We start from the raw sequence: 26,994 nt of genomic DNA, 5'->3' as shown, positions 1-26,994 counted from the left end.
GGGCGAGGCACGCGGCCGGCCCAAGGACGTCACACTGCGTGGTCACCCCTCGCCCAACGGCCGCAGGCACAACCAGATGGCGCACCAGTGCGACAGCGCGCCGCCCAGCACGTGGGCGTGCCAGATGGCGCGGTTGTAGACCATGGACTTGCGCACGTAGAAGCACACGCCCACCGTGTAGAACGCACCGCCGGCGACGATGAGCCAGAGCACCGCGCTGTCCAGCCCGGCGATCATCTGGTTGATCACCACGATGCCGGCCCAGCCCAGCAGCAGGTAGATCGCCACCCAGAAGCCCTTGGCGATGCCGGGCAGGCACAGCTTGGCGAACACGCCGAACAAGGCCACGCACCAGACACTGAGGATCATCACCCAGCGCCAGGTGCCGTCCAGTGCCACCAGGAAAAACGGCGTGTAGGAGCCGGCAATCATGACGAAGATGCCGGCGTGGTCGAACTTGCGCAGCATCGGCTGGCGCTGCGGTGGGGCGAAGTTGTAGGCCGCCGAACAGGCGAACATCACCAGCAGCCCCAGCGCGTAGATGCAGGTGGCCAGCAGCATGGTCTGGTTGGCGTGCGCGCGCACCACCATCCAGGCGCCGCCCACGATGGCCAGCAACAGGCCGGCGGCATGTACCGCGATATCGGCGCGGCGGGCAGAAACGGACTTGTAATGCGGAGCAGTGACGTTGGCAGGCACGGGCACGGCGTTTCTTCGATGTGGGGGATCCCACAGCGTGCAAGACAGCCGTGACGCTGTGGGGGCGACAGGATACCCGGCTTGCTGAATCCGCTCAGTGAGGCAGGCTGGGCGCAGGCGCGCCGGTCTCATACCCTGAGACATCCTTTTCGTTTGATCTCCCTCTTTGGGAGCCCTTGCCGTATGCCTCCGTTTGCCCTCGCTCCCCGCACCGAAACCGCCGAACGCGCACTGGCCACCACCGACGGCCGACCCAGCCGCGATGGTGCGCTGCTCACGCAGCGCCTGGAACGGCGTTACCACGACCGCATCACCGGCAGCTTCACCATTCCCGGGCGCGCGGGAAGCTACGCGCCGATCCCCGACGATGTGCCCAGCGCACTGGCCGATGCGCTGCAGGCGCGCGGCATCAGCCAGCTCTACAGCCACCAGGCCGACGCGTGGGCAGCCACCCAGCGCGGCGAGCATGTGGCGATCGTCACGCCCACCGCCTCGGGCAAATCGCTGTGCTACACGCTGCCGGTGGTGAGCGCGGCGATGACCAGCGGCGCCAAGGCCTTGTACCTGTTTCCGACCAAGGCGCTGGCGCAGGACCAGGTGGCCGAGCTGCTGGAGTTGAACCGCGCCGGCGAGCTGGGCGTGAAAGCCTTCACCTTCGATGGCGACACGCCGGGCGATGCGCGCCAGGCGATTCGGCTGCATGGCGACATCGTGGTGAGCAACCCGGACATGCTGCACCAGGCGATCCTGCCGCATCACACCAAGTGGGCGCAGTTCTTCGAGAACCTGCGCTATGTGGTGATCGACGAGATCCACACCTACCGCGGCGTGTTCGGCAGCCATGTCACCAACGTGCTGCGCCGGCTCAAGCGCATCTGCGCGTTCTATGGCGCCACCCCGCAATTCATCCTGTGCTCGGCCACCATCGGCAACCCGCATGCGCACGCGCAGGCCTTGATCGAAGAGCAGGTGCATGCCATCACCGAGTCCGGTGCGCCCACCGGCGACAAGCATGTGCTGTTGTGGAACCCGCCGGTGGTCAATGCCGATCTGGGCCTGCGCGCCTCGGCGCGCTCGCAGAGCAACCGCATTGCGCGCATCGCCATCAAGAGTGGGCTGAAGACGCTGGTGTTCGCGCAGACGCGGCTGATGGTGGAAGTGCTGACCAAGTATCTGAAGGACATCTTCGACCACGATCCGCGCAAGCCGGCGCGGATTCGTGCCTACCGCGGCGGTTATCTGCCCACCGAGCGCCGCGAGGTGGAACGGGCGATGCGCGCCGGCAACATCGACGGCATCATTTCGACTTCTGCGTTGGAACTGGGCGTGGATATCGGCGCGCTGGATGTGGTGATCCTCAACGGCTACCCCGGTAGCGTGGCGGCCACCTGGCAGCGCTTCGGCCGCGCCGGGCGGCGCCAGCAGCCGGCGCTGGGCGTGCTGGTGGCCAGCTCGCAACCGCTGGACCAATACGTGGTGCGGCACCCGGATTTCTTCGCCGATGCCTCGCCCGAACATGCGCGCATCGCGCCGGACCAGCCGCTGATCCTGTTCGATCACATCCGTTGCGCGGCATTCGAGCTGCCGTTCATTGCCAGCGAGCCATTCGGCCCGATCGACCCGCTGGTGTTCCTGGAAGCGCTGGCCGAAAGCGAAGTGATCCACCAGGAAGGCGACCGCTGGGAATGGATCGCCGACAGCTACCCGGCCAACGCGGTGAGCCTGCGTTCGGTGGCCGACGGCAATTTCGTGGTGGTGGACAAGAGCGATGGCAAGCAGCAGATCATCGCCGAGGTGGATTATTCGGCCGCTGCGCTCACCTTGTACGAAGGCGCTATCCACATGGTGCAGAGCACGCCCTACCAGGTGGAGCGGCTGGATTGGGAAGGCCGCAAGGCGTACGTGACGCGCACGCATGTGGACTACTACACCGACAGCATCGACTACACCAAGCTGAAGGTGCTGGACCGCTTCGATGGCGGTGTGGCCGGCCGTGGCGATTGCCACCATGGCGAGGTGCATGTGGTGCGGCGCGTGTCCGGCTACAAGAAGATCCGCTACTACACACACGAGAACATCGGCTACGGCCCGGTGAACCTGCCCGACCAGGAATTGCACACCACCGCAGTGTGGTGGCAGTTGCCGCAGGCGACCCTGGGCAAGGCGTTCGCGTCCAAGCAGGACGCGTTGGATGGCTTCCTGGGCGCGGCCTACGCGCTGCACGTGGTGGCCACGGTGGCGGTGATGGCCGATGCGCGCGACCTGCAAAAGGCCGTGGGCAATGGCGATGGCGCGTGGTTTGCGGTGGCCGACCAGACCGGGCGTGGGCAACTGCGCGGCGTGGAAGAAGGCGATGCGGCCACGGTGGAATTGCAGCAGGCCTTCGTGCCCACGGTGTACCTGTACGACAACTTCCCCGGCGGGGTGGGCTTGAGCGAGCCGCTGTGGCTGCGCCAGGCCGAGCTGCTGCAGCGCGCGGACGAGTTGGTGCGGCGTTGCGATTGCAGCGCCGGGTGCCCGGCCTGCGTCGGCCCGGTGCTGGCCGCGCACGAAGAAGGCAAGGGCGAGTCGCCGAAGTCGCTGGCACTCACGGTGCTGGCGTTGTTGTTCGATGCCGATGCACCGTTGCCACATGCCATGCAGGTGGACGACGACCTGGCGCTGGACGTGCTTGCATGAGTGTGAGTGCGGACCGGCTGCGTTTGTTGCGGCGTCAGGCCGGGCAGGCGGATGTGCCTGCGCCGGTGAAGGATGGCGATGGCGATGCGCTGCACGATGCGTCGGCAGTCGATGCGAAGGCCGCGGATACCGCGCCTGTCGGTGAGCTCGCGCAGCCGGCGTCCGGCGCGGACACGCAGGGCGCCTTGCCTGCGCCTGGTCATGCGCCGGGCGTCAGCGCCGAACGGCTGCGCCTGCTGCGCCGTCAGGTTGGCGGGCTGACGCCTGCCGCGCGCAACGACGATGCGGTCATGCCGACACGCGCACAGCGGGCGGCGGTCTCCAGCACCGCGTCACCTGCTGCGCGCTTGCCGCTGCGAGAGAACGCAGCTGCAGGTCATGGCGCGGCGGCCGGCGGCCCTGACGCGGCGCGCGCCGCATCGACGCTCGCCCGCCGCGCCTTGCAGTCGCCCGTGCCTGCGCCGCCCGCGCGCGACGCATCGGTCTTTGCGTGGGTGGAGCACGATGTGCGCCACAAGCCGGCACTGCCATCGAATGGTGATGTCGATGCAATCAGCGCCGTGGCTGCCGATCGCGCACGCCACTGCCCGACAGCGCGCAGCACAACGACCGCGGCGCCCGCGGCGATGTCGCTGGCACATCCGGCGCAACGCCGCACCGACATCGCCGGCTTGCGCAAGATGATCGGCCTGCGCGAACGCGCGGTCTCGGCACATGCACCGGTGCGCGCGCCATCCAGCGACCGATTTCTGCCTGGCAACGAGATCGCGCCCGGCCTGCATCTGATCCAGGCGTTCCTGCCGCAGGCGATTCCCACACAGGCGCTCTCGCTGGCCTTCGCCAAACGCGACGATGCCGTCGACCCGATGGACCTGCTGTTCTTCGATACCGAAACCACCGGCCTGGCCGGCGGCACCGGCACCCGTGCCTTCATGATCGGGGTGGCCGATTGGGTGGTCGATGCCGCGCAAGGCAGCGGCCTGCGCGTGCGTCAATTGATGATGTCCACGATGGCGGCCGAAAGCGCGATGCTGGATCTGTTCCGCACCTGGCTGACACCGCGCACCGTGCTGTCCAGCTACAACGGCCGCTGCTACGACGCGCCGCTGCTGAAGACGCGCTACCGCCTGGCGCGTCGCGGCGACCCGATTTCTGCACTGGACCATGTGGATCTGCTGTTCCCCACCCGCCGCCGGTATCGCGGCACCTGGGAGAACTGCAAGCTGTCCACCATCGAGCGGCAACTGCTGCGCATGGTGCGCGAAGACGACCTGCCCGGCTCCGAGGCCCCGGCCGCCTGGTTGAGTTACCTGCGCGGCGGCAGCGCGCGCAACCTGCGCCGCGTGGCCGAGCACAACCACCAGGACGTGGTGACGCTGTCGCTGCTGATGCAACGGCTGGTGGCGGTGGACGCGCAGGAGCGCAATGCGCTGACGTTGGCGTGCACGCCTTGACCGGTCATGCGATTTGGGTGGGGAATTAGTTCGGGGCAGGATGTCGGCCGGACTTGCCCCACGACAGGGCGCTTGACGCACGCTACGTGCAATCCACGACCACCCGTCCGGTCATTCATTGCGGCGTGTTGAGCCACGTGGCGCGCCAGCCATGGGCGGATGCCTGCGATGGACGACATGCAACGCCGTGATGGCGCACTGCAGGCGGCTGCGGGTCATTCCGATAAGACCACGCAGCCACTTCCATCGATGAATCGACGGGAGGCAACGGCGGATGCGTACGCAGGTAACGCGGCGCCGCACGCCGCGGCACGTGGACGCAGGGCACTGCCTCGCGCCTGATCAGCTGCACCATCGCTCCCGGCGCCGGCTTGCCGGTGCAGGCGCGTGATCTCTCGCAATCCCGACGCTGCCCGGGCGTGGCTTGGGGCGTCTGCATGCCGCCCCAAGCGCTCAACCTGCCAACCGAAGCGGTGGTTGGAAGGTTCAATCCGTTTCGGTCTGCCTGGCCTGCTCATTGAGATAGTGGGTCACAGGCGTGCCACGGTATTTGTCGGTCAACAAGCCAAGCGCTTCGGCGCGCTTGTCCAGCGCACGCGCTGCTGCAGGGTCATTGACCATGTCTGCGGTGCGATCGTGTTGTTTGCCTTCGCGAACCGCGGCGATGTGGTTCGGATCGGCGGGGATGGAGCTGGCCTGGAATTGCTGGGTTCGCTGCTTCACGATCTCCGCGTCCCGGTTGATGTCGATGGGCGTTTCCGGCGGCACGTCGAGTTCGTTGCCGGTATGGCCCCGGGCCAGCGTGCGGTTTTCCAGGATGGCGAGCAATTCCGCCTCGGGCTGATCGGTCAACAGGCTTTCGCCATCGTCGCGAAACGCGCCGGCCGTGGTGCGCTTGACGCCGAAGTCCTCGTTGGTGAGCTTTTGGAGTTCACCGAAGTTGCGGTAAACGTAGTAGTCCTTGTCGTGATTGGCGCGCGGCACGGAAAAGTCCTCATACCGGTAGCTCACCGAATACGCGGCCTTCGCGTAGGCCGAGTCCGGCTGGCGCATCCGCGTCCGCGCCATTTCCATGGCCTTGCCGGCATCGCTGTCGTCGGTGGCCACCGCCTCCACGATCACCGGGCGCATCTTGGTCCAGCTATCCAGCCACTGCATTGCGGTGTCTGCGAGCCCTGCGGCGCCCTGCTCATTGCTTCGAAAGAAGCCGCGCAAGCGCTCGTCGTTCAACATGCCCTGGCTCAAGACCGGCACCACGTTGATCTTGGCCAGCAAGCGGTCCAGCGCGGCGCGGCGCGGCGCATCCTGCGAGTGCAACGGGTTGATCTGGTAGTGCTTGTACAAATTGGACAGGAATTGGTCAAAGCCGCCCGTGTAGTACTTGGCATAGACCTTGATCGCGGCAGCCTGGCGCAGGTCCGGCCGGCGCATCAGCAGCATCGCCACCGCTTCGCCGGTATTTTCCTTGCAGTCCAGCGCCACCGACATCGGCTCGGGCTTTTTGAGCACGTGCTCCAGCATCTGCTCCACACCGGCGATGGTCTGGTCGGTCTTGACGTAGTTTCCATCAGACGGGTTGCGAATCACCAACGGCATTTCACGCAGCTCGGCAAACGGCACCTGCGACACCAATCGGTTCTGCGGGTCACCTGCCATGCGGCCGATGCTGAAATCATGCATCAACACCGGCACGCCATCGGAACTGACTTCGACGTCCAGCTCCAGATTGCGGTAGCCCTGCTCGTAGGCATGATCGATGGACGCCAGCGAGTTTTCCGGAATGCCGGCGTGATTATCGAACAGCCCGCGATGCACCATGACGTCCTTTCCGAACGCACGCGTGCTGGGTGCTTCGAAGTAGTGGTCGTGCACGAGCGATTTTCGATGATTGCGCAACAGCGCTTGCTTGCCTTCCAGCAGACGATGGTCGTTGGCCTTGAAGAACCCGGCACCACCGTCGCGGGCCGGCACCTCGTGGCCGTGGTAGCGCGCGGCTTGCTGCAACTTGCGCCGCCGCGGCGTGCCTGCGGCAGGCTGCAGCCAGTCCGGCATCGCCAGCCCGTGGCCGGAGAGATTCAACTGCTTGCCAAGCGCGGCAAGCGCCGCGTCGCTGAAGGTGTCGCCAGGCGCAAACGCGCGTTGCAGGTTGAAGATGATGCGACCTTGTTGCGCATCGATCAGCACCGGGCCTGCGGCCGCACGTGCGTGTGCGGGCAGCCCGCGCGACATGGCATTGAAGGCGGCGGTATCCAGATACACCGGCTCCAGTGTCCCGGCGGCAAAACGTGCCGCAATGCTGTCGGGTTTGGGCGCCGTACCGGCCTGCGCCAGATGCGTGGCAAGCTTTGTTTGCAGTGTCTGGACGGTGATCTGGCGCGCCTGCACTTCGGCCAGGCGCTGCTCGGAGAATTCGCTGTCGAGCGCCACCAGCGCCGGCCTGCCGGTCATCGCGCTGCCGTTCAACGGCACCAGCGGGGGCATATTGCCGGCGCGGCGACGCGGCCTTTCTCGCAGTGGCGGGGTGTTGCCCGGCATGTGCGGCACCTGCGTCGGGCTGATCGCATTGGTGTGCGTCGGGAGTGCCGGCGCAGCCGTGTGCGCGACAGAAGGTTGCAGAGGACCGATACGCATGATGACCTCGAAAATGCGGCGGGCGGCCAGTAAAGCGCGTGGCATATGACAATTCGCAATTTAGGCGAAAAGTACCGCCCGGATGCGAAACGATGCCTGCGTTGCGCGCGTTGGCAGGCGTGCAGCGCAGCCCTTGTTTGGACGCGTTACCCGGCACTTGGCGCGTATATCGCCGCGTATGCGGTGCGCTAGAACAGCGTTTCCTTGAACGGCAGCATGGCCGCGCCCAGCACGGTGGCATGCGCCGTCACCTGCCCGACCTGCAGCGTGGGATACGGCAATGCAACGCCACGCCGCGGCGCAGGTTCGAAGGCGATGCGGGCGATCAGCCGTTGCGCAAGATCGGTTGGCAGGCGCGCGCCAAACACAATCACACGCGGATCGATCAACGCAATGATCGCCGCCACCGCAAGCGTCACGGTCGGCTCCACTGCATCCAGCCACGCATCGATCTGCGGCCACGCCGCATCGTAGTGCTGCAGCATGGTGTGCAGGTCCAGCAGCGCGTGGCCATCGGCGACCAGCGCCTGGCGCAGGCTTTCCAGGGTCGGCCGCGCCATGCCGGTGATGGCCGAAATGCGCCCCAGTTCGCCCACATTGCCGTGTGCGCCGCGGCGCACGTTGCCGGCAGCAATCACGCCGGCAGCAAAGCCGTCGGAGATCGACAGATAGACCAGGTCCGGCGATTGGCGGCCAATGCCGTACACGGCCTCGGCCAGGGCGGCGCAATGGGCGTCGTTGTCCATCCAGACCGGTAGCTGCAGGCAATCGGCGACAAACCGGTCCAGCTCCACCTGCATCCATTCCGCTGCCAGCGACAGGGGCGGATTGACCCGGGTGCCGTCGCCGATGCGCGGACCGGTCATGCTCAGACCGACGCCGAACACATGCTGCCGATCCACGCCGGCCGCCGTGAGCAGTGCCTCCACCAGGGCCGGCAGCTGTGCACGCACCACCGCCAGCGTCAGCGGGAAGGCCGTGAGCTGGCGCATGCCGCGGACCTGGCCGGCGAAGTCGATCAGCACCACCGCAAAGCCATCGACCATCACCGACACCCCCACGCTGTAGGCATACCCCGGCACCAGGCTCACCTGCGCGCTCGGTTGGCCACGGCCACGCCGCAACGAGGGCCGCAGCTGCAGCAGGCCGTGCGCCACCAGCGGGTCGACGATGCCCTTGATGCCGGGCACGCTGAGCCCGCTGGCGCGCGGCAGATCCGCACGCTCGAATTGCCCTGCCCTGCGGATCAGATCCAGCAGCAGGCGCTCGCTGGAACCGGCGGCCTGCCCATCGCTGCGACGACGGTAATGCGAACGAATGGCTGCGTTTGCGAACAAAGAGGGCATGCAGGGCGAAACGTCCGTCGTTGTCATAATTGCTTTAATTAAGCAGCTTAATTTAATCCGTCCGCGGCCCTGCGTTGGGGCCACCGACGTTGATATCGTGCCATGCGCCTGTTGCATTCCCCGTCCCGCCCCCCTTGCACTGCCCCGTCTTGGCATGCGCTGTCGCTTGCGCTGGGGCTGGCCTTGATCGGCTGGCTTCCTTCGTACGCCACCGCAGCCGACATGTCCGGCGGAGGCGACGCGCTGACCCTGGACGCGGTGCAGGTGCGCAACCCGTTCCAGTCGCAGAACACGCGCGCCATCGCCACCAAGCAGGCGGCGCCCACCATCGTGGATTCGGTTGCCGCCGACAGCATCGGGCAATTGCCGGACTTCAATGTGGGCGATGCGCTGCGCCGGGTCACCGGCGTGAGCACGGTCGAGTACCAGGGCGAACCACGCTATGTGACGGTGCGCGGCCTCAACGGCAACTACAACAGCATGCTGATCGACGGCTTTGCCTTCGCCAGCAACGACATCGGTAGCCGCCAGGCGCTGATGGATGTGCTGCCGGCCAACTTCGTGGACCGCATCGATGTGGTGAAGTCGCTGCTGCCGGAGAACGATGGCGGCGCGATCGGTGGCGTGACCAATCTGGTCACCGCTACCGGCTTTGCTCGGCCCGATGGGCTGCTGACCGCCTCGGCCAAGGGCGGCGCCAACCTCATGGGGAGCCGCTATGGCGGCCGCACGCCGGTGGGCGAAGGCGAGCTGAAATGGGGCAAGCGCTTCGGGCGTGACGGCCAGTTCGCGTTTTTGGGCGCGGCCAGCGTCTGGCGCCGTGAGATTTCGGTGCCGCAGCAGGAAAATGGCGGTGCCCTGAACTGGTACAACGCCGACGGCACGCGCGCGTCGTCGGCCTATGGCGGCACCGGCGCTGCGGTGCCCAGCGAACGGCGCTGGTACAACTACGACAACACCCGCGAACGGCGCGGTGTGACCGCACGCGTGGATTGGCAGCCGGATGGTCCGCTCAGCGGCCATGTGTCCGGCTACACGTTCAACCAGCACGAATCTTCCGACCGCAATGCCCAGGTCGCCCAGGTGCAGAACAGCGCGCGCCTGACCCGCAGCGGCGCGCAAAGCGGCACGCTGGACAATCTCAACCAGCTCGTCGAGTTGGGGCAGCTGCGCTGGAAGCGCGGGCTGTCCGGCATCAACGGCGAACTGCTGGCCGAACTGCCTGACCAGTGGCGCGGCGCGCTGCGGGCAAGCACCTCGCGGGCCACGGTGGACAACCCGCAGACCTGGGACCGCTTCCAGCAGAACCGCCTGGCTTACGGCTTCGATTGGAATGGCACCCTGCCGGCATTCACGGCCCTGGACCCGACCCTGGCGGACGACCCGACCCGCTACGCCAACCTCAACCACCAGCAGGAGCGCACCACCTACGCCGAACGGGTGAGCGACCTGCAACTGGAGCTGCGTCGCAACATGGACGAAGACAGCCAGGGGCTGGGACTGGCCTTTGGCCTGCGACAGGTGCGCACGCACATGCAGACCGCGTTCCAGCGCACGACCTGGAGCGGGTTGCCTTATTCGCTGGCCGATGTGCTGGGCGATCCCACCTACGCCCTGGGTTGCAATGCGCCCATGTTGATCATCGACCCGGACCTGGCCGATGCGCGCTGGGATGCGGTGTCCGACCAGGCGCGCGGCGTGGCGGACATCACCGCGCAGAACAGCGGCACCTACAGCGTGGATGAGCAGGTGCGTGCCGGCTTCGCACAAGCACAGTGGCGCGGCGAGCGCTGGCGGTTGTCCGGCGGCGTGCGCCTGGAGCAGACCCGCTTCGGCAGCAGCGGCCAGCAATTGAGCGGCAGCGTCTGGGCGCCTGTCAGTGCGCAACGCACCTACCGCAACTGGTTGCCATCGCTGGCCGGCCAGGTGCAGACCAGTGCCAACGGCACGTTACGCTTCGGCGCCTCGCGCTCGATCGGGCGACCGCGCCTGGACCAGATGGCGTTGAACGGCGGCGTGCTCAGGTTGGGCAGCAACCCGCCCACGCTCAACCAGGGCAACCCGGACCTGCAGCCGCGTCGCTCGCAGAATCTGGACCTTGGCCACGACTGGACGTTCGACGACGGTGGCAGCCTGCTGTCGATCGCGCTGTTCCACAAGACCATCGACAACGAGATTTTCCGTTACGGCCAGCTGCAGAGCATCGACGGCGAGCAGGTGCTGGTCACCCAACCGCGCAATACCGACCGGCCGGTCCGCATGCGCGGCGCCGAACTCGGCGCGATCAAGGAACTGGGCCCGTGGCTGCCCGCACTGGCCGGGCTGTCGGTCGGTGCCAATGTCACCTTCCTGGACGTGGACTACCCGGTGGTGCTCGGCGACGGCAGCCGCACCACCTTGTCGGTGCTGCCGCAACAGCCCAAGCAGCTGTGGAATCTGACCCTGAACTACGCCCGTGGGCCGCTGCGCAGCACCCTGGCCTGGAGCCGTACCGGCGAGCTGTGGGACGACCGTTACCCCAACTACAGCAACCAGCAGGAGTTTTATCGCAACCGCTACCAACAGCCGCTGGACCGTCTCGACCTGAAACTGGCCTGGGATGTCTCGCCGGCAGTGGCAGTGAGCCTGGATGTGCTCAACCTGACCGGCCAGGGCTACGAATACCGCATCGGCCGCCACCAGGAATACGTGCAATCGGCCTGGAAAATGGCACCCACCGTGATGCTCGGCATCAACGTCAAACTCTGAGGCTTTTCCCATGTCGTCGCTTCTGGACACACGCATCAGCCGCCGCCACCTGATGGCCGCCGCCGGCACCTCGCTGCTGGCCACCGGTCTGCCCACGCTGGCCATGACGCCGTCACCAGCGGATGTGGGCCGCAAGTTTCTGCGCTCGCGACGGCCGATGCCGTTTGCCGGCAATACCTTTGTGGGTCATCTGGAACAACAGGGCGATGGCTACGACAGCTTCGACCGCGTGCTGAACATCTACCGCCAGTTCCCCGAGCAGCGCTTTGCCCACAAGTTCGCCCTGTTGCCGCCGAGCAGCTACCACGTGACCTTGTTGGGCGGGGTCAATGAGATCGACCGTGCGAGCGGGCCCTGGCCGAACGATCTGCCGCGCGACCATGCCTTGGCCGATATCGACGCGGCCTATCTGGCACGGTTGAAGGAGCGCGCCGCGCCGCCGCTGGGCGCGTGCCGCTTCCTGGTCAACCCGACCGCAGCCAAGACCGGCATCAACGACAATCTGCTGATTCCGTTGAAGCCGGCCGACACGCAAACCGCGCAGCGCCTGGAAGCGGCGCGCCAAGCGCTGATGCAACTGACACGCTTGCAACGCCCCGACTACACCAACTTCCAGTTTCATATTTCGCTGGCTTACCTGTGCGACACGCTGGATGCGGCAGAGCAAACGGCGTATCGCACGGCGGTGCGCGGCTGGCTCACGCAGCTGGCAGCCGCGGGACCGATCACGGTGCGGCGCTTTCATTTTTGTACGTTCAAGGACATGGACGCGTTTCGCACGGTGTACGAGGTCTGAGGTTGCGTTGAGACAGCGACGCAGCGCCGTGTGCCGGCTACGTGGTTTCAAGACTTCCCGTAGCGCACCGAGCGCTTCGTTTCCGCCTGGTGTGCTTGGCGAGGCCGGGCGCTGCATTTGTGCTGCGCATCGCCCGGTTAGCGCTGCGCTTGCGTCACCGCCGTGGTCATCTGCCACGCGGCAAATTCCTGCTCGAACTCGGCCAGCGTCAGCAGGCCCATGCAGGCATGCGCACCGATCGGCAACCGATGCCCGGCAGCAAGTTTGCGTATCAGCAAGACAGTGGCGAAACAGGGAATTTCCGGGCCGTGCAGCATCGCTGCGGTGAGGTCCCAATGCAGCACCAGCGGGCGGCTTGCCCCGTGCGTGCCATCGCAGCTGCCGCGTAGCTCTACGCGCATGCCGCCCAGATCGGTGCCGAAGCGGTCGAACCAGCGCCCGGCGTTGGCAAATACAGCGGCCAGGCGCTGCATCGGTAGCGGCACGCCGCGTTGACGTAACCAGGCAACGCCGGCCAGGCAGCGCTGCAGCAACGGCACTTCCAGCGCCGCACGAAATTGCACGGTCTGCACGCCGGGATAGCGCTGCGGCAACAGGTCGTGATCGGGCACATCGCACGGCGAGGCCAGGCGTGGGGCGAGCTGCGCGAAGTGCACGCGCGTGGGACACGCTCAGCCCACCACCTGCTGCCAGCGACCGCCCTGCCACCAGGTGAACGGCGTGCCGCAATACGACAGCACCGCACGCACCGTGGCCAGGCCCAACGGCGTGCCCTGTGCGGGCGCAATGACCATGCCGATCTCGTGCAATGCCGAAAAGCGCGGCAACAGCGCATCGATCACCGCGCTGGACAACGCCGGCAAGGTACTGGCGCCGCTGATCGCCACGCGCTGGGCCTGGCGCGCGACGGCATCCATCGCTGCGGTAAAATCGCGGACGAAGGCGCGGCCATCGGCCAGATCGATGTAGTGCATGCCGGCCTGCAGGCAGCAGCGGGCCACCGCGTACTCCTGTCCCTGGAACGGCCCGGCGGTATGCACCACCGCATCGGCACCGGTGGCCGCCAGCTGCGCGGCAAAGTCGCTGGCATCGATATCCAGGCGGCATGTGGAGATGCGGCCAGGTGCGGCACCCGGCCATTTGCTCGCTACATCGCCCGGATGCCGCCCTGCCGCGATGACATGGATCTGCGCCGTTGCCGCCAGCGCGCGCACGATGCGTGCGCCGAAATGACCGAAGCCACCCAATACCAGTACCCGATACGTCATGGCCTGCTCGCCGCCTGTGTCTGCGCACAGTATCGGCGAAGCGCACCGTCATCTGCGCTTGCGCTGTTGCGTGACCGGCACTGTGCAACTAAGTGCCGAGACGGGTTGCCAGACCGCTTCTCAGTGCTTCGCGCAGTACCTTCAATGCCTGCTGCGTGGCCAGCCTGGACGCACCGGCCTGCTTGCTTGCCAGCACCGCCTGCTGTTGCGCCAGTGCCTGTTGCTGGCTGGCCAACGCCTGCAGGGCATCGGGGGTTGCAGGCGGCTGCGCCGCGGTGGAGGTCATGGCCGGTGCCGTGCGTGTCGAGGCCTGCAGCAGGCGCGGCTCGGCGTGCGCAGACAGTTGCGCGGCGAGTGCAGCCTGCCGTTCGCTCAAGGCCTGCTGACGTGCGGCCAGTCTGGCTTGAACGTCGGCCAACTGCTGGCTGCGCAGATGCGCAGCAGCCAGCCGATGGAGCAAGGTTGGATCACGCACCAGGTACTGCTTGCCATCGGCGCGAAACCACAGCACGCGTCGTCCATCGCCAGCGTAGCGGCGCGCCGTGCGCAGATCATCGGGCGTGCCATGCATCACCTCGCGATCGCCATGCGCCAGCACGTAGGCATCGCCTTCGCCCTGCGTATTTGCAATGGCATGGCCGCAGGATGTCTGCATGCCCATGCGCGGCCGCGCCGGTGCAGCCGCTGCAGTGGGAGCGACCGGTGTTGCTGGAAAAATGGCAGGTGCAGCAGGTGCTGCGTTGGCCGCGCGCGCTGCTGGTGCCGCCCGGGCACCGGCCACGGCAAGCGCCGGTGCCATGGGAGCGGTCGGCGCCAGCGCAGTGATCGCAGGCGCGCGCGCTGCGGCGACAACAGGCGCGGTTCGTGCCACGGTCATCTGCGGTGTGACCGGCGCAGCCGTTGCGATGCCACTGGCAGGCAAGACATCGGCAATGGATGCAACCGGCATCGTTGAAGGCGCAGAAAGACCCGCAACTACCGGCGCAGCAGGTGCGGGGCGCGCGCCGATAACCATAGGCACGGCAGAGGCGTGTGCGATGGCCGCGCTGCCGGCAACGGCCAACAGCAACGCCGAACGCAGGCACAGCACGCGGGAAGTGGTCTGGATCATGTGAGATCTCCACGAAAGAGCACAGCAAGTTGAGTGCCGCCTGAGCAGTGCGCATCGGCGGATGGAAACAGCGATCACGCGGCCACGGCGTTGCCGACGCTGCAGGCGTCGTGACGCAGGAGTGCCGGGCTGTGGCGAGCCCGTGTGATGCGGATACTGCCGTGACCATGCGATGCCAGCGCATCGCGCCGGCAGGTGCTGACATCAAGAACTGCGCGGAAAAACAGCAACAATGGTGGCTTCACTCACCGCCCGGTGGGTGCGGCCGATGTGCTGCGTCGGCATATCCCGCGCCTACGCTGCGATGTGCGATCGCGCTGGCCACGCCCACCCGACGACTGCTCGCTACGTTCTGTTCTCCGCCGTGATTGCGGCCGCGTGTCTTCCGGCCGTGCACGGCCGGAGGTGGAGCCGGCCGCACGCCACGCGTTGCTGCTCCGTGGCCAACGGAACCCCATCGCGGCGGTAGCGTGCGGTCTACCGCGACCGGCGACGCTGGCTCTGTCTATCGGACCGCTGCGGCAACCGGCAAGCCGGTGCGAACAGCTGTCGGCGATGGCGGCCAGCTGGCGTCGCGAGCTGGCCAGAAGCGGTACGTCGCCGAACCTGCGCGTGGTGCATGCCGACTCCCGGTCCCGACCACGCGCGCCTGACGGTGAGCGCAGTCGTTTGGTCGATCGCGCCTAGTGGTACTTCGCGCGTTCTGCTTCTGCTTGCGCTCGGTCTGCCTCTGCTCGCGCTTTTTCGGCCTCGACCTGCGCTTGCGCTGCCTGCCGTTGCGCTTGCGCCGCTTCCCGTTGCCCGCGTTCGGCCTCGGCGCGGCCCTGAAGGGCGGCCTGCTTGGCCATTTCGACCTGACGCCGCGACAACGCATCCGCTTGGCGCACCGCAGCCGCATATGCGTATTGCGCCTGACGATGCTGCTGCGTCATTTCGCGAATCTGCTGCTCGGCTTCGCGTGCTTGCTGTTGCGCCTCCTGTTTGGCCTGCGCCAGTTCCGGGCCCAACGAGGCCAGTTCTTCGCGTGCGTCCTGCAATGCTTCTTGTGCGGCCTGCATGCGGTCTTGCTGCAGTTCAAGATCGTGGTTGTCGGCAGCGAGCGCATCGTGCACGGCGGCTTGCGCGTCACGGCTGGCGTCGCGGCGGATGCGGTCCAGGTCGAGATTCCAGCCGCTGTCTATCGGGTCTGCGTCCTGGTCATGCAGCGGTTCGGTGCCCAGCACATCGGCGATCACACCGTGCGTGGCAGGCGCGGCCGCTTGCGCAGGCGCAGCCGGCGCCGCCGGTGCAGGCAACCCGCGCATCGGCGTTGCGGCCTCGGCAGGCTCCGCCATGCTGCTGACCTGTGCAGGTGGCGCTGCCGGGGCCGTCACCACGACCGGCTGCATGCCGGCAGACGTCACCGGTGCCGGCACCGGCATGGCCACCAGGCGCAGCGGCAACACACCGCACACCGCTACCGTGGCCAGAATCATCGTGGCGGCCACCCGCGGAAACGCGTGGGTGTGCTGCAACATCGACAGCCTGCGCTTCAAGCTGATGAACGACGGCGAGGCGCTTGCCACGCCACCGCGCGGGCGCGGCGCCACACCCAGTTGCAGCAGCAGGCGGCCGTAGTCGTGGCGGCAATGGCGGTGCCCGGCGACCACGGCGGCATCGCAGGCGGCTTCGCGGGCGATTGCATATTCGCGCGCGGCCAGGTGCACCAGCGGGTGGAAGAAGAACAGGTGCTGCGCCAGCGCCGGCAGCAGTCCCCACCACAGATCGCCACGACGCAGATGGACCAACTCATGGGTCAGCGCCATGTCCAGATCGTCATCGGCCATGTGCGGCAGCCGCGCAGCAGGCAACAACAACACTGGGTGCCATGGGCCGATCAACTGGGGCGAATCGATCTGCGCCGACAGCCGCAGCGCCGGCGGGCGCGACAAACCATGTGCTTCGGAGGCCATCTGCAACGCCTGTACCAGGGCGCGGTCGGTGCAGGGCTGCGCCGCGCGCACCAATGCACGGCTGCGCAGATACGCGCGCGCCGTGCCGGCGGCCAGCACCAGCACGCCGGCCGCCCATAGCGCCAGCAATGCCACCGGCCAGGTCGACCACGCGCCAACCGGCATGGCCTGCGCGGCGACGCCTGCATGCGCGGCCGTGGATGCCGCGGCGGTGGCGTTCGCCAGTGGCGCCAGGCTGTCGGCCGAGCCCAGTGCCGTGGTCACGCTGTGCGCGGGCAGCACCGGCAGCTGCACCGGGTTGCTCCACACCAGGCCCACCATCGCCTGCACCCCCACCAGCCACCACAACCAGGTCTGCGTGGCTGCCGGCAGGCGGCGCACGCCGCGGCACAGCGCCCACACCACCAGCACCAGCACCGCGGTCTGCACGCTGGTGGCGCCAAGCTTCCATAACACCGCTTCGATCAGGGGCGACATGACTCAATCCTCCTTGCGCTGCGATTGCAGCTTGGCAACCAATGCTTCGAGTTCGGCCAGTTCGGTATCGCTGACTTCGGCACGCTGCGACATCCATGCCACGAACGGCGAAACCGAACCCTGCAGGGTCTTCTCGACGAATTGCCCCACCGCCCCGCGCACCACATCGTCCTGGCCGGCGGTGGCGCTGTAGCGGTACACACCCTCGACCTGCTTGCGGCGCAGGAAGCCCTTGGCCCGCAGCCGCTCCATCATGGTCAGCACGGTGGAGCGCGCGAGCCCGCGTGGCTCACCGAACGCCCCCGCCACTTCGCCCACGCTGGCATGCCGCTGTTCTTCGATGTATTGCAGCAGGGCCAGCTCCTGGTCCCCAATGGTCTTGCCACGCATGGCGCTCTCCATGACTACAGTTGTCGCTACCGTAAGCCTGACGACAGCTGTCGTCAATAGGTCGGATGGCAGGGGGAGGTGTGGGTGGCCGTGGCGTCCGTTTGCCGCTGCCCAGGCCAGACGACACGGGCAACCGCTTGCGCGCAGAAGCTCGCCACGCGCCGGCGCACCTGGCGCACGTCAACAAAAAGGCGCCACCGCCCTACCCCTTCAACACCAACGACGCGTCCGGATAGCGGGCGCAGATGAAATCCACGAAGGCGCGCACCTTTGGTGCAGCCAGGCGCCTGGAGGTGTGCAATACCCACAACGCTGGCTCCACGCCGGAGATCGTGCCCCACTGCAGCAACTCGCCGCGCGCCAGTTGATCCCCGGCAATCGACTGCGGAATCAACGCAACGCCGCCACCGGCAATCACCGCATCGCGCACCATCAGGAATGAGGAAAACCGCATCCGCGGAATCGGCTCCAGGACCAGCCGCCCGCCATCCAGCGTCCAGGTAGTGGGCTCGAAGCTCGACATCACCACGCCTGGCACCGGATGCACCGCATCGCCGGACGGCATCGCAATGGACGGTGCGGCCACCACCACCAACCGGTCCTTGGCAAAGCAACGTCCGACCAGGCGGCTGTCCGGGCTTGGGTTGATGCGGATGGCGACATCGAACTGCTCTTCCATCAGATCGACCGTACGGTCCTCGGCCACCACCTCCAGTGTGATCTCCGGATAGGCCGCACAGAAGTCGGCGCCGATGTGCCCCATCGCCAACTGGGAGAACAACACCGGGGCCGCCACGCGCAAGCGGCCCCGCGGTGTGGTCAGCCCCTCGCGTGCGGCCGTCAGCGCCTCGGCCACTTCGCTCAGCGGCACCTGGGTGCGCTCCATCAATTGCTGCCCTGCCTCGGTGAGCTTGAGTCCCCGCGCACTGCGTTCGACCAGGCGCACCCCCAGCTGTTCCTCCAGTTCGGTGATGCGCCGCGACAAGGTCGCCTTCGATCTGCCGCTCGCGCGGCTGGCCTTGCCCAGCCCCTGGTTGGCGGCCACCAGCGCGAAATCGATCAGGGCATTGAGGTCCATGCTGTTCCAGATCTGAAACGAGATGTCTACATCCTGGCGTCTTCGTACTGGCAGTGCAACGGCATATCGTTGCCCCACCGAGCAAGCGGCCGCACCGGCATCAGCACACCGCACAGGCCGCTTGGCACCCACCCAACCTTCCATCCAACGCAGGAGATTCACCATGAGCATTCTCGTCACCGGTGCCACCGGCACCGTCGGTTCCCTGGTCACCCAAGGCCTTGCCGACGCCGGCGCGCAGGTCAAGGCGCTGGTCCGCCAGCAAGGCAAACGCCCCTTTCCGGCCGGCGTCACCGAAGTGGTGGCAGACCTCACCGACGTCGCATCGATGCGCGCCGCACTGGCACCGGTGCGCACCCTGTTCCTGTTGAATGCGGTCACTCCCGACGAAGTGACCCAGGCGCTGATCGCCTTGAACCTGGCCAAGGAAGCCGGCATCGAGCGCATCGTGTATCTGTCAGTGATCCATGCCGACACCTACACCAACGTGCCGCACTTCACCGGCAAGCACACCGTCGAGCGCATGATCGAAAGCCTGGACATTCCGGCAACGATCCTGCGCCCGGCGTACTTCATGCAGAACGAAGGCATGGTGCAGCAGACGATCACCGAATACGGCGTCTACCCGATGCCGATCGGCGCGCAGGGCATCGCGATGATCGATGCGCGCGACATCGCCGAGATCGCCGTGGTCGAGCTGCTGCGCCGCGACCGTGCAGACGGTCCGCTGCCGCGCGTCACGCTCGATTTGGTCGGTCCGCAGGCGCTGACCGGCGTGGACGCTGCCAAGGTCTGGAGCGCAGCGCTTGGGCGCGAGATCGTCTACGCCGGCGACGACGTGGCCGCCTTCGAGGCACAGCTGGCGACGTACGGCCCGTCGTGGCTGGCCTATGACATGCGCCTGATGATGGCCAGCATCCAGCGCCTGGGCATGCACGCGGCAGACGGCACGGTGGCGCAGTTGCAGGCGCTGCTGGGACGTCCGCTGCGCACCTATGAGGCCTTCGTGCGCGAGGCGACTGCGCCGGCATGAGCGCACGCGGCACAGCCAGCGGTGCAGCAAGCGCGCAGAGGTTCGCGTTTGCTGTGCAATGCGCGGGGCCCGGATCAGGCCGGCGTTGTTGCTGCTGCACGTGTCTGGCCACCGGTTCGAAGGTCTGTCGGCGGCAGCGGCATCCATCGCAGCGCGCGCACAGGCAGCCGCAGCAAGCCGTCCGAGGTCGCGGTCATCCACCCTCGTCGGCCTTCGCACAGAGGCGCACTGCGCCACGACCATCCACCTAGAACCGGCTGGCGGCGCGCGACCAGCCAGGTGGCGCCTGTCCTCGCAAGGCGTGGCGCAGCATCTTCATGCCATCCCGACAACACCACCTTCACGCTTGCGGCATTCTTGCCCTGGAGCTTCCCGATGATCCGTATCCTCGCCCCACTCGCTGCCGCTGCGTTGTTGTCGGCTTGTGCCTCCAACCAGGTGGCGCAGGTGCAGCCCATCGACGGCGCCATCTCCGGCCAGTGCCATAGCGACAAGGTGCGAGGTGCGGTGGGTCTGGCGGCAGCGGCGCAGACCATCGAACGTGCACGCGTGGATAGCGATAGCCAGCGCGTCATCGTGCGCCGCGGCGAGCGCGCCACCGGCGGCACCACCGCCAGTGGCCTGGCCGACCCGGCCCAGGGCGCCAGCGAAAGCGGCGGCGATCAGCTCACCATCGAAACCGGCCCGAACAACAGCATCACGGCCATTTATTGCGGCTGAAGATTCGGGATTGGGGAGTCGACATTCGGGATTCGGTACGGCACTCGCCGCTGCCTGCGTCCCGAGACGACCACCTGGAATGGTTGACGCCGCGCCGCTGATCGTCGCCAGGCGGACATGCGCGACGCGCAGGAACCGGCGCGCGCACGGTACATGATGCCCGCGCACGCCGACCCCTTGGCTGTGGCGAACGCCGTGGCGTCGGGCGCTTACGCCGACTTGCGCCTTGTCGCAGACTTCGCCTGTGCCTTGAGCTTGCTGCGCGAAGCGCTCAAGAACTTCAGCGTGGCCGCTTCCCACTGGCGTTCGCCACGCACGCCGGTGGCCATGGCCTGCAGCTGGCCCGCACGCCAGCCTTCGAACACGCAGGGGTCGATATAGGCCTTGCGACACACCGAGGGCGTGTTGCCCAAGGCATCGGCCACTTCACGGATGACATCGTTCTGCACCTGGGTCAGCGCGCGTTCGCTGCTGCGCTCGGGCAAGGGCAGGCGTGCCAACCGCTGCAATGCCGCCAAGGTGCCGCCCCAGGTGCGGAAATCCTTGGCGGTGAAGTCTTCGCCCATCGCCTCGCGCAGATAATCGTTGACCTCCCCCGAATCCACCGGCTGCAACTGGCCATCGTCGTCGCGGTACTGGAACAGCGATTGGCCGGGTAGCTGCTGGCATTCGCGGATGAGTTTGACCAGCTGCTTGTCGTCCACTTCGATATCGTGGTCCTGGCCGCTCTTGCCGCGGAACTTCAGCCGCGCGCGTCCGCCCTTGAGAAATTCCATGTGCCGGTTGCGCAGCGTGGTCAGCCCGTAGGAGCGATTGCTGCGCGCGTATTCGGCGTTGCCCACGCGCACCAGGGTGTCGGCCAGCAACGCCACCACGATCGCCAGCACCTTTTCGCGAGGGAAGCCCGGCAGCAGCAGATCGCGACGCAAGCGCCGCCGCAGTTTGGGCAGCGCAGTGCCGAAGGCGATCACGCGTTCGAACTTGCCCTCGCCGCGTACCTGCGCCCACTCGGGGTGATAGCGATATTGCTTGCGCCGCCGGGCATCGCGCCCGGTGGCCTGCAGATGCCCGTTGGGCTTGGCGCAGATCCACACTTCGGTATAGGCCGGCGGAATCGCCAGCGAACGGATGCGCTGCAAGGTCTCGGCATCGGCAACGCGCTGCCCGTCGGCATCGCGGTAACTGAAGCTCTTGCCGGCCTTGCGGCGGCTGATGCCGGGCTGTTGATCGTTGACGTAGGTCAGCCCGGCCGCACGCGCGGTCGCCCTGGCCTGCGCCACAGCGGCTGCGCTTGCCACGGCGGCCGTGGCGACGGCGGCGCCGGTGGCGACCGCCGCGAGCTTGCCGGCGGTACTGACGGCGACGGCGGCATTGCGAACAACACGTTTGGCTTTCATTGCGCACAGGTCGAGGGACTGGCCGCGATTGTTGGCCGCAGCAAGACTAGGCTGCGTCAACGCTGCGACAACGCCGTGTGCGCAAGCCATGCCCGTCGCGTGACTTTGTGCTTATGCTTGGGCATCCCCCTTTGCTGGAGTGATCGATGCGCGCTGTTCTACCTGTTGCTCGCCTGACCTGCACCCTGGTGATGCTGGCTGCATTGACTGCCTGCAACAAACCGCAACCCGACGAGCAGGAAGCCGTCACCGCCAAGGCCCAGCACGCGGCCGAACAAGCCGCTGCGCCCGCGCCGGATGCAGCGCCGGACGCGCCACCGATCGGTACCTGCGATGCCACCCAGGTGCAGTCGCTGGTGGGCCAGCCATTGACCGATGCGGTGGGCGAACAGGCGCGCAGCGATGCCGGCGCCAAGTCGGTACGTGTGCTCAAACCCGGCCAGATGACCACCATGGAATTCAACGGCGAACGGCTCAATCTGGAAGTGGACGCCAAGAACGTGATCACCTCGGTGCGCTGCGGCTGATACGGCGTTGGCGTCGGTCGGAAGACCGGCGCCAAGCCTGCTGGCACAAGGGCTTGCAGCGGTTCTCGTTGCAGCTGTAACGGTGTATTGCGGCACCGCATCAACTGTGGTCTAGTCGATCATCCGGTGACCTCTTCGAACGCTCCACGGATCGAGCGCTGCAACGTCGTCGCCGCTCTCCTAAGATCGCAAAGAGGCAGACATGGCCCCCCGCATTCGCCAAGGGCTCAACGACTACGGTCTCTACAACAGCGTGCGCGATGAGCGCGACGCATGTGGGTTTGGCATGGTCGCCCAGCTGGACGACCAACCCTCCCGCGCGCTGGTGGATACCGCGATTGCGGCGCTTTCGCGCATGACCCACCGCGGCGGCGTGGCCGCCGACGGGCTCACCGGCGATGGCTGCGGGTTGCTGATCCGCAAACCCGATGCGTTCTTGCGCGGACTTGCGCGCGATGCCGGCATCACCCTGGGCTCGCGCTACGCAGCCGGTGTGGTGTTCCTGCCGCTGGACGAAAGTGATGCGGCGCGCTGTCGCGCCGAACTGGAACGCCAGTTGCTCAGCGCCGGCGTGCAGCTGCGCGGCTGGCGCGTGGTGCCCACCGACGACAGCGTGTGCGGCCAGCTGGCGCGCGACACCCTGCCGCGCATCGAGCAGGTGTTTGTCGATGCCGGCGCGGAGCAGACCGAAGACGGCTTTACCCTGGCACTGTTCCTGGCGCGCCGCCGCGCCGAGCAGCAGCTGCAGGGCGTGCAGGACTTCTATGTCACCACGCTCTCGCCCAATGGCATCAGCTACAAGGGCATGGTGCTGCCGGACAAGCTGAGCACGTTCTACCCGGACCTGCAGCGCAGCGACCTGTCCTCCAGCGCGATTGTGTTTCACCAGCGCTTTTCCACCAATACGCTGCCGCGCTGGCCGCTGTCGCATCCGTTCCGGTTGCTCGCCCACAATGGCGAAATCAATACCATCGAAGGCAACCGACGCTGGGCGCAGGCGCGCAGCAAGGTGTGGCAGACCCCGCGTTTCGATATCGCCGAATTCGACCCAGTGATCTCCATGCACGGCTCCGATTCGCAGAGCCTGGACAACATGCTGGAGCTGCTGATCGCCGGTGGCATGGACCTGCTGCAGGCGCTGCGCATCCTGGTGCCGCCGGCGACCCAGTCGCTGGAGTTCAAGGACGCCGACCTGGCCGCGTTCTACGAGTTCTACGGCCTCAATACCGAGCCATGGGACGGCCCGGCCGGCATCGTCGCCTGCGACAGCCGCTATGCGGCGTGCATGCTCGACCGCAACGGCCTGCGCCCGGCGCGCTGGATGCTGACCTCCGACCGCCATTTCCTGGTGGCCTCTGAGGCCGGTGTGTGGGAATTGCCGGCCGAGCGCATCACCCGCAAGGGCAAGCTGGGCCCGGGCGAAATGATGGCCATCGATCTCAAGCGCGGCGACCTGCTCGATTCCGATGCCATCGACCGCATCAACCGCGCGCGCGCGCCGTACAAGCAGTGGCTGCAGCAGGGCGTGACCTATCTGCAGACCGAACTGATCGACCCCTCGCTGGTGGAAGAACCTTTCAGCGAACAGACCCTGCGCAGCTACCACAAGCTGTTCCAGCTCAGCACCGAGGAAGTGGAGCAGGTGCTGCGCCCGCTGGCCGAAACCGAGCAGGAAGCCACCGGCTCGATGGGCGACGACACCCCGATGGCGGTGCTCAGCCGCCAGACCCGGCCGTTGTACGACTACTTCCGCCAGGCGTTCGCGCAAGTCACCAACCCGCCGATCGACCCGCTGCGCGAAGGCATCGCGATGTCGCTGACCACCCAGCTCGGCAGGGAGACCAACATCTTCCATGCCGGTGCGGAGACGGTGAAACACGTCATCCTCAACTCGCCGGTGCTCAGCCAGCGCAAGCTGCGCCAGCTGCTGAAGATGGAGCAGTACGTCGAGCGCAACCGCCTGATCGACCTGTCCTACAGCCTGGAAGAAGGCCTCAAGGCCGGGCTGGAACGCATCTGCCAGGAGGTGGAAGCGGCTGCGCGCGATGGCGCCGTCATGCTGCTGCTGTCCGACCGCTACCCGGTGCCGGACCGGCCGATGGCGCATGCGCTGCTGGCCACCGGCGCAGTGCACCACCACCTGTGCAAGGTGGGCCTGCGCTGCGACGTCAACCTGATCATCGAGACCGGCACCGCGCGCGACCCGCACCACATGGCCTGCCTGCTCGGCGTCGGCGCCACCGCGGTGTATCCGTATCTGGCTTACCAGACGCTGTTCGACCTGGGCCGTCGCGGCATCCTGCAACTGAGCAAGGGCGGTGAGCAGTCGCAGATCGGCCGCCGCTACCGCAAGGGCATCTACAAGGGCCTGTCCAAGATCATCTCCAAGATGGGCATCTGCACCATCGCCAGCTACCGTGGCGCGCAGCTGTTCGAGATCGTCGGGCTGGATCCGGACGTGGTGGACTTGTGCTTTGCCGACACCCCGGCACGCATCGGCGGCGTGGACCTGGCGCGGCTGGACACCGAGGCGCGCGAACTCACCGTGCGCGCCTGGAACGACCAGCTCAAGCCGGAAGTGGGCGGCCTGCTCAAGTACGTGCACGGCGGCGAGTACCACATGTACAACCCCGACGTGGTCATGACGCTGCAGCGTGCCACCCGCACCGGCGATGCCGGCGACTGGCAGAAGTACGTGGACGCGGTGCATGCGCGCCCGGCCTCCACGCTGCGCGATCTGGTGCAGCTCAAGCGTGCCGACACCCCGACCCCGCTGGATCAGGTCGCCCCGGCCGAGGACGTGTTGCGGCGTTTCGACAGCGCCGCGATCAGCCTGGGCGCGTTGTCGCCGGAAGCGCACGAAGCGCTGGCGATTGCGATGAACCGCCTGGGCGGGCGCAGCAATTCCGGCGAAGGCGGCGAAGACCCGGCCCGCTACGGCACCGAGAAGCGCTCCAAGATCAAGCAGGTGGCCTCCGGCCGCTTCGGCGTGACCCCGGAATACCTGGTCAATGCCGAAGTGTTGCAGATCAAGGTCGCCCAGGGTGCCAAGCCCGGCGAAGGCGGCCAGCTGCCCGGCCACAAGGTCAACGAACTGATCGCCCGGCTGCGCTACGCCAAGCCCGGCATCGGCCTGATCTCGCCGCCGCCGCATCACGACATCTATTCGATCGAGGATCTGGCGCAGCTGATCTACGACCTCAAGCAGGTCAATCCGACCGCACTGGTGTCGGTGAAGCTGGTGGCGCATGCCGGCGTCGGCACGATCGCCGCTGGCGTGGTCAAGGCCGGCGCCGATCTGATCACCGTGTCCGGCCATGACGGCGGCACCGGTGCCAGCCCAGTCAGCTCGATCCGCTATGCCGGCGTACCGTGGGAGCTCGGCGTGGCCGAATCGCACCAGGCGCTGGTGGCCAACGACCTGCGCGAGCGCACCATCCTGCAGACCGATGGCGGGTTGAAGACCGGCCTGGACGTGGTCAAGGCCGCGCTGCTCGGCGCCGACAGCTTCGGCTTCGGCACCGCGCCGATGATCGTGCTGGGCTGCAAGTACCTGCGCATCTGTCACCTCAACAACTGCGCCACCGGCGTGGCCACCCAGGACGAGCGCCTGCGTGCCGGCTACTTCACCGGCCTGCCGGAACGCGTGGAGCACTTCTTCCGCTTGCTGGCCGAAGAAGTGCGGCAGTGGTTGTCGTACCTGGGCGTGCGCTCGCTGGACGAAATCGTCGGCCGCACCGACCTGCTCGAACAGCTGGAGGTGTCGCCGCGCCCGGGCGTCAAGGTCGACCTGTCGCGCCTGCTCACCCATGCGCGCTATGACGGCAGCCACTGCGCCGCCCAGCGCCTGTACGAATCGCCCGACAGCCTGGCCACGCAGATGGACGGCCTGCTCGCCGATGCGATCGCCAACAAGACCGGCGGCGACCATCGCTTTCTGATCCACAACACCGACCGCTCGATCGGCGCGCGCCTGTCCGGTGCCATCGCGCGCGCGCACGGCAACCACGGCATGAGCGATGCGCCGCTGAACCTGCGCTTCCGCGGCACCGCCGGGCAGAGCTTCGGCGCCTTCAATGCCGGCGGCCTGCAGCTGGAACTGGAAGGCGAAGCCAACGACTACGTCGGCAAGGGCATGGCCGGCGGCCGGCTGGTGGTGCGTCCGCCACGCGGCGCGCGCTTCGAGGCACGCAACACCCCGATCGTCGGCAACACCTGCCTGTACGGTGCCACCGGCGGCGAGCTGTTCGCCGCTGGCCGCGCCGGCGAACGCTTCGCGGTGCGCAACTCCGGCGCGCTGGCGGTGGTGGAAGGTGCTGGCGACCACTGCTGCGAATACATGACCGATGGCATCGTGTTGGTGCTGGGCAAGGTCGGCCTGAACTTCGGTGCCGGCTTCACCGGCGGCCTGGCCTATGTGCTGGATATCGAGCGCGACTTCGTGGACCGCTACAACCACGAGCTGATCGACATCCATCGCGTCTCGGCCGAAGGCTTCGAGAACCATCGCCAGCACCTGCACACCTTGATCAGCCGCCACCGCGAACTCACTGGCAGCATCTGGGCGCAGCAGATCCTGGACGAGTTCCGCGACTACATCGGCAAGTTCTGGCTGGTCAAACCCAAGGCCGCCAGCATCGAGTCGCTCACCGAGTCGCTGCGCCGCGCAGCCTGAGTTGTGCTCCCCT

At 67.0% G+C, this 26,994-nt stretch carries 17 protein-coding genes and 1 pseudogene; 9 read left to right on the top strand and 9 right to left on the bottom strand.

Going from position 1 to position 26,994, the window contains the following annotated elements:
• Window positions 1-42 precede the first annotated feature (42 nt).
• Window positions 43-705, bottom strand: coding sequence for a PAQR family membrane homeostasis protein TrhA (gene trhA, locus FLG15_RS21965; protein WP_057678662.1), 663 nt, complete (start codon window positions 703-705; stop codon window positions 43-45).
• 177 nt (window positions 706-882) lie between these two features.
• Between trhA and FLG15_RS21960 the strand changes: the two genes are divergently transcribed.
• Together FLG15_RS21960 and FLG15_RS21955 are read left to right on the top strand one after the other, a co-directional pair.
• Window positions 883-3,378: a DEAD/DEAH box helicase gene (locus tag FLG15_RS21960; protein ID WP_057678661.1), complete on the top strand. Its 2,496-nt coding sequence runs from the start codon at window positions 883-885 to the stop codon at window positions 3,376-3,378.
• The gene (locus FLG15_RS21955; protein ID WP_150147418.1) at window positions 3,375-4,832 is read left to right on the top strand and encodes a ribonuclease H-like domain-containing protein; all 1,458 of its coding nucleotides are present in this window, start codon (window positions 3,375-3,377) and stop codon (window positions 4,830-4,832) included. Before FLG15_RS21960 ends, FLG15_RS21955 begins: the two co-directional genes overlap by 4 nt.
• A 486-nt stretch (window positions 4,833-5,318) precedes the next feature.
• Here FLG15_RS21955 and avrBs2 read toward each other — a convergent pair whose 3' ends face one another.
• The gene (gene avrBs2, locus FLG15_RS21945; RefSeq protein ID WP_057678658.1) at window positions 5,319-7,508 is read right to left on the bottom strand and encodes a type III secretion system effector avirulence protein AvrBs2; all 2,190 of its coding nucleotides are present in this window, start codon (window positions 7,506-7,508) and stop codon (window positions 5,319-5,321) included.
• A gap of 143 nt (window positions 7,509-7,651) precedes the next feature.
• On the bottom strand, window positions 7,652-8,809 hold the full coding sequence (locus FLG15_RS21940; protein ID WP_150147415.1) for an ROK family protein: 1,158 nt from the start codon (window positions 8,807-8,809) through the stop codon (window positions 7,652-7,654).
• Window positions 8,810-8,911: 102 nt separating this feature from the next.
• On the opposite strand from FLG15_RS21940, the gene FLG15_RS21935 reads away from it, so the two are divergent.
• Together FLG15_RS21935 and FLG15_RS21930 are read left to right on the top strand one after the other, a co-directional pair.
• Window positions 8,912-11,557, top strand: coding sequence for a TonB-dependent receptor (locus FLG15_RS21935; RefSeq protein WP_209228251.1), 2,646 nt, complete (start codon window positions 8,912-8,914; stop codon window positions 11,555-11,557).
• A 10-nt stretch (window positions 11,558-11,567) separates the two neighbouring features.
• Window positions 11,568-12,353 carry a DUF1868 domain-containing protein gene (locus FLG15_RS21930; RefSeq protein ID WP_057678656.1) on the top strand — a complete coding sequence of 262 codons (786 nt, stop codon included), beginning with the start codon at window positions 11,568-11,570 and terminating at the stop codon, window positions 12,351-12,353.
• 137 nt (window positions 12,354-12,490) lie between these two features.
• Here the strand turns inward: FLG15_RS21930 and FLG15_RS21925 are convergent.
• Window positions 12,491-13,621: pseudogene (locus FLG15_RS21925) on the bottom strand (saccharopine dehydrogenase family protein).
• Between the two features lie 88 nt (window positions 13,622-13,709).
• The gene (locus FLG15_RS21920) at window positions 13,710-14,276 is read right to left on the bottom strand and encodes a hypothetical protein (RefSeq protein ID WP_057678688.1); all 567 of its coding nucleotides are present in this window, start codon (window positions 14,274-14,276) and stop codon (window positions 13,710-13,712) included.
• On the opposite strand from FLG15_RS21920, the gene FLG15_RS21915 reads away from it, so the two are divergent.
• A complete protein-coding gene (locus FLG15_RS21915; protein ID WP_057678687.1) occupies window positions 14,267-14,446 on the top strand; it encodes a hypothetical protein in 180 nt (59 codons plus the stop codon). The two genes, FLG15_RS21920 and FLG15_RS21915, sit on opposite strands and share 10 nt — an antisense overlap.
• Before the next feature lie 969 nt (window positions 14,447-15,415).
• On the opposite strand, the gene FLG15_RS21905 is transcribed toward FLG15_RS21915, so the two are convergent.
• The 3 genes from FLG15_RS21905 to FLG15_RS21895 all read right to left on the bottom strand — a co-directional run bounded on the left by FLG15_RS21905 (window position 15,416) and on the right by FLG15_RS21895 (window position 18,629).
• Window positions 15,416-17,161: a M56 family metallopeptidase gene (locus FLG15_RS21905; RefSeq protein WP_150147412.1), complete on the bottom strand. Its 1,746-nt coding sequence runs from the start codon at window positions 17,159-17,161 to the stop codon at window positions 15,416-15,418.
• Between the two features lie 3 nt (window positions 17,162-17,164).
• The gene (locus FLG15_RS21900; protein ID WP_008572904.1) at window positions 17,165-17,563 is read right to left on the bottom strand and encodes a BlaI/MecI/CopY family transcriptional regulator; all 399 of its coding nucleotides are present in this window, start codon (window positions 17,561-17,563) and stop codon (window positions 17,165-17,167) included.
• A 190-nt stretch (window positions 17,564-17,753) separates the two neighbouring features.
• Window positions 17,754-18,629 carry a LysR family transcriptional regulator gene (locus tag FLG15_RS21895; RefSeq protein ID WP_017154812.1) on the bottom strand — a complete coding sequence of 292 codons (876 nt, stop codon included), beginning with the start codon at window positions 18,627-18,629 and terminating at the stop codon, window positions 17,754-17,756.
• 163 nt (window positions 18,630-18,792) lie between these two features.
• On the opposite strand from FLG15_RS21895, the gene FLG15_RS21890 reads away from it, so the two are divergent.
• A complete protein-coding gene (locus tag FLG15_RS21890) occupies window positions 18,793-19,662 on the top strand; it encodes an SDR family oxidoreductase (protein ID WP_150147408.1) in 870 nt (289 codons plus the stop codon).
• Between the two features lie 375 nt (window positions 19,663-20,037).
• Complete coding sequence (locus FLG15_RS21885; RefSeq protein WP_008572913.1) at window positions 20,038-20,382, top strand: hypothetical protein; 345 nt, start codon at window positions 20,038-20,040, stop codon at window positions 20,380-20,382.
• A 209-nt stretch (window positions 20,383-20,591) separates the two neighbouring features.
• On the opposite strand, the gene FLG15_RS21880 is transcribed toward FLG15_RS21885, so the two are convergent.
• Entirely contained in the window at window positions 20,592-21,869 is a 1,278-nt protein-coding gene (locus tag FLG15_RS21880; RefSeq protein WP_057678652.1) for a DNA topoisomerase IB, read from the bottom strand.
• 56 nt (window positions 21,870-21,925) lie between these two features.
• Here FLG15_RS21880 and FLG15_RS21875 point away from each other — a divergent pair, with 56 nt between their 5' ends.
• Window positions 21,926-22,306 carry an I78 family peptidase inhibitor gene (locus FLG15_RS21875; RefSeq protein ID WP_057678651.1) on the top strand — a complete coding sequence of 127 codons (381 nt, stop codon included), beginning with the start codon at window positions 21,926-21,928 and terminating at the stop codon, window positions 22,304-22,306.
• 202 nt (window positions 22,307-22,508) lie between these two features.
• Window positions 22,509-26,981, top strand: a complete 4,473-nt coding sequence (gltB, locus tag FLG15_RS21870) for a glutamate synthase large subunit (protein ID WP_150147405.1) — start codon at window positions 22,509-22,511, stop codon at window positions 26,979-26,981.
• Window positions 26,982-26,994: the final 13 nt, after the last annotated feature.

The organism is Xanthomonas phaseoli pv. dieffenbachiae, from assembly GCF_008639345.1.
GTDB lineage: Bacteria > Pseudomonadota > Gammaproteobacteria > Xanthomonadales > Xanthomonadaceae > Xanthomonas > Xanthomonas phaseoli.
This window is presented reverse-complemented; position numbering and strand designations above follow the sequence as displayed.

What these genes read in the sequence shown, in the direction of transcription:
- FLG15_RS21905 (WP_150147412.1), bottom strand. Translation starts at nt 17,161, where the DNA reads ATGTCGCCCCTGATCGAAGCGGTGTTATGGAAGCTTGGCGCCACCAGC.
- FLG15_RS21875 (WP_057678651.1), top strand. Translation starts at nt 21,926, where the DNA reads ATGCGCGCTGTTCTACCTGTTGCTCGCCTGACCTGCACCCTGGTGATG.
- gltB (WP_150147405.1), top strand. Translation starts at nt 22,509, where the DNA reads ATGGCCCCCCGCATTCGCCAAGGGCTCAACGACTACGGTCTCTACAAC.
- FLG15_RS21885 (WP_008572913.1), top strand. Translation starts at nt 20,038, where the DNA reads ATGATCCGTATCCTCGCCCCACTCGCTGCCGCTGCGTTGTTGTCGGCT.
- FLG15_RS21955 (WP_150147418.1), top strand. Translation starts at nt 3,375, where the DNA reads ATGAGTGTGAGTGCGGACCGGCTGCGTTTGTTGCGGCGTCAGGCCGGG.
- FLG15_RS21930 (WP_057678656.1), top strand. Translation starts at nt 11,568, where the DNA reads ATGTCGTCGCTTCTGGACACACGCATCAGCCGCCGCCACCTGATGGCC.
- avrBs2 (WP_057678658.1), bottom strand. Translation starts at nt 7,508, where the DNA reads ATGCCACGCGCTTTACTGGCCGCCCGCCGCATTTTCGAGGTCATCATG.
- FLG15_RS21890 (WP_150147408.1), top strand. Translation starts at nt 18,793, where the DNA reads ATGAGCATTCTCGTCACCGGTGCCACCGGCACCGTCGGTTCCCTGGTC.
- FLG15_RS21915 (WP_057678687.1), top strand. Translation starts at nt 14,267, where the DNA reads ATGTCTGCATGCCCATGCGCGGCCGCGCCGGTGCAGCCGCTGCAGTGG.
- FLG15_RS21920 (WP_057678688.1), bottom strand. Translation starts at nt 14,276, where the DNA reads ATGCAGACATCCTGCGGCCATGCCATTGCAAATACGCAGGGCGAAGGC.
- FLG15_RS21960 (WP_057678661.1), top strand. Translation starts at nt 883, where the DNA reads ATGCCTCCGTTTGCCCTCGCTCCCCGCACCGAAACCGCCGAACGCGCA.
- FLG15_RS21900 (WP_008572904.1), bottom strand. Translation starts at nt 17,563, where the DNA reads ATGGAGAGCGCCATGCGTGGCAAGACCATTGGGGACCAGGAGCTGGCC.
- FLG15_RS21940 (WP_150147415.1), bottom strand. Translation starts at nt 8,809, where the DNA reads ATGCCCTCTTTGTTCGCAAACGCAGCCATTCGTTCGCATTACCGTCGT.
- FLG15_RS21935 (WP_209228251.1), top strand. Translation starts at nt 8,912, where the DNA reads ATGCGCCTGTTGCATTCCCCGTCCCGCCCCCCTTGCACTGCCCCGTCT.
- FLG15_RS21895 (WP_017154812.1), bottom strand. Translation starts at nt 18,629, where the DNA reads ATGGACCTCAATGCCCTGATCGATTTCGCGCTGGTGGCCGCCAACCAG.
- FLG15_RS21880 (WP_057678652.1), bottom strand. Translation starts at nt 21,869, where the DNA reads ATGGCTTGCGCACACGGCGTTGTCGCAGCGTTGACGCAGCCTAGTCTT.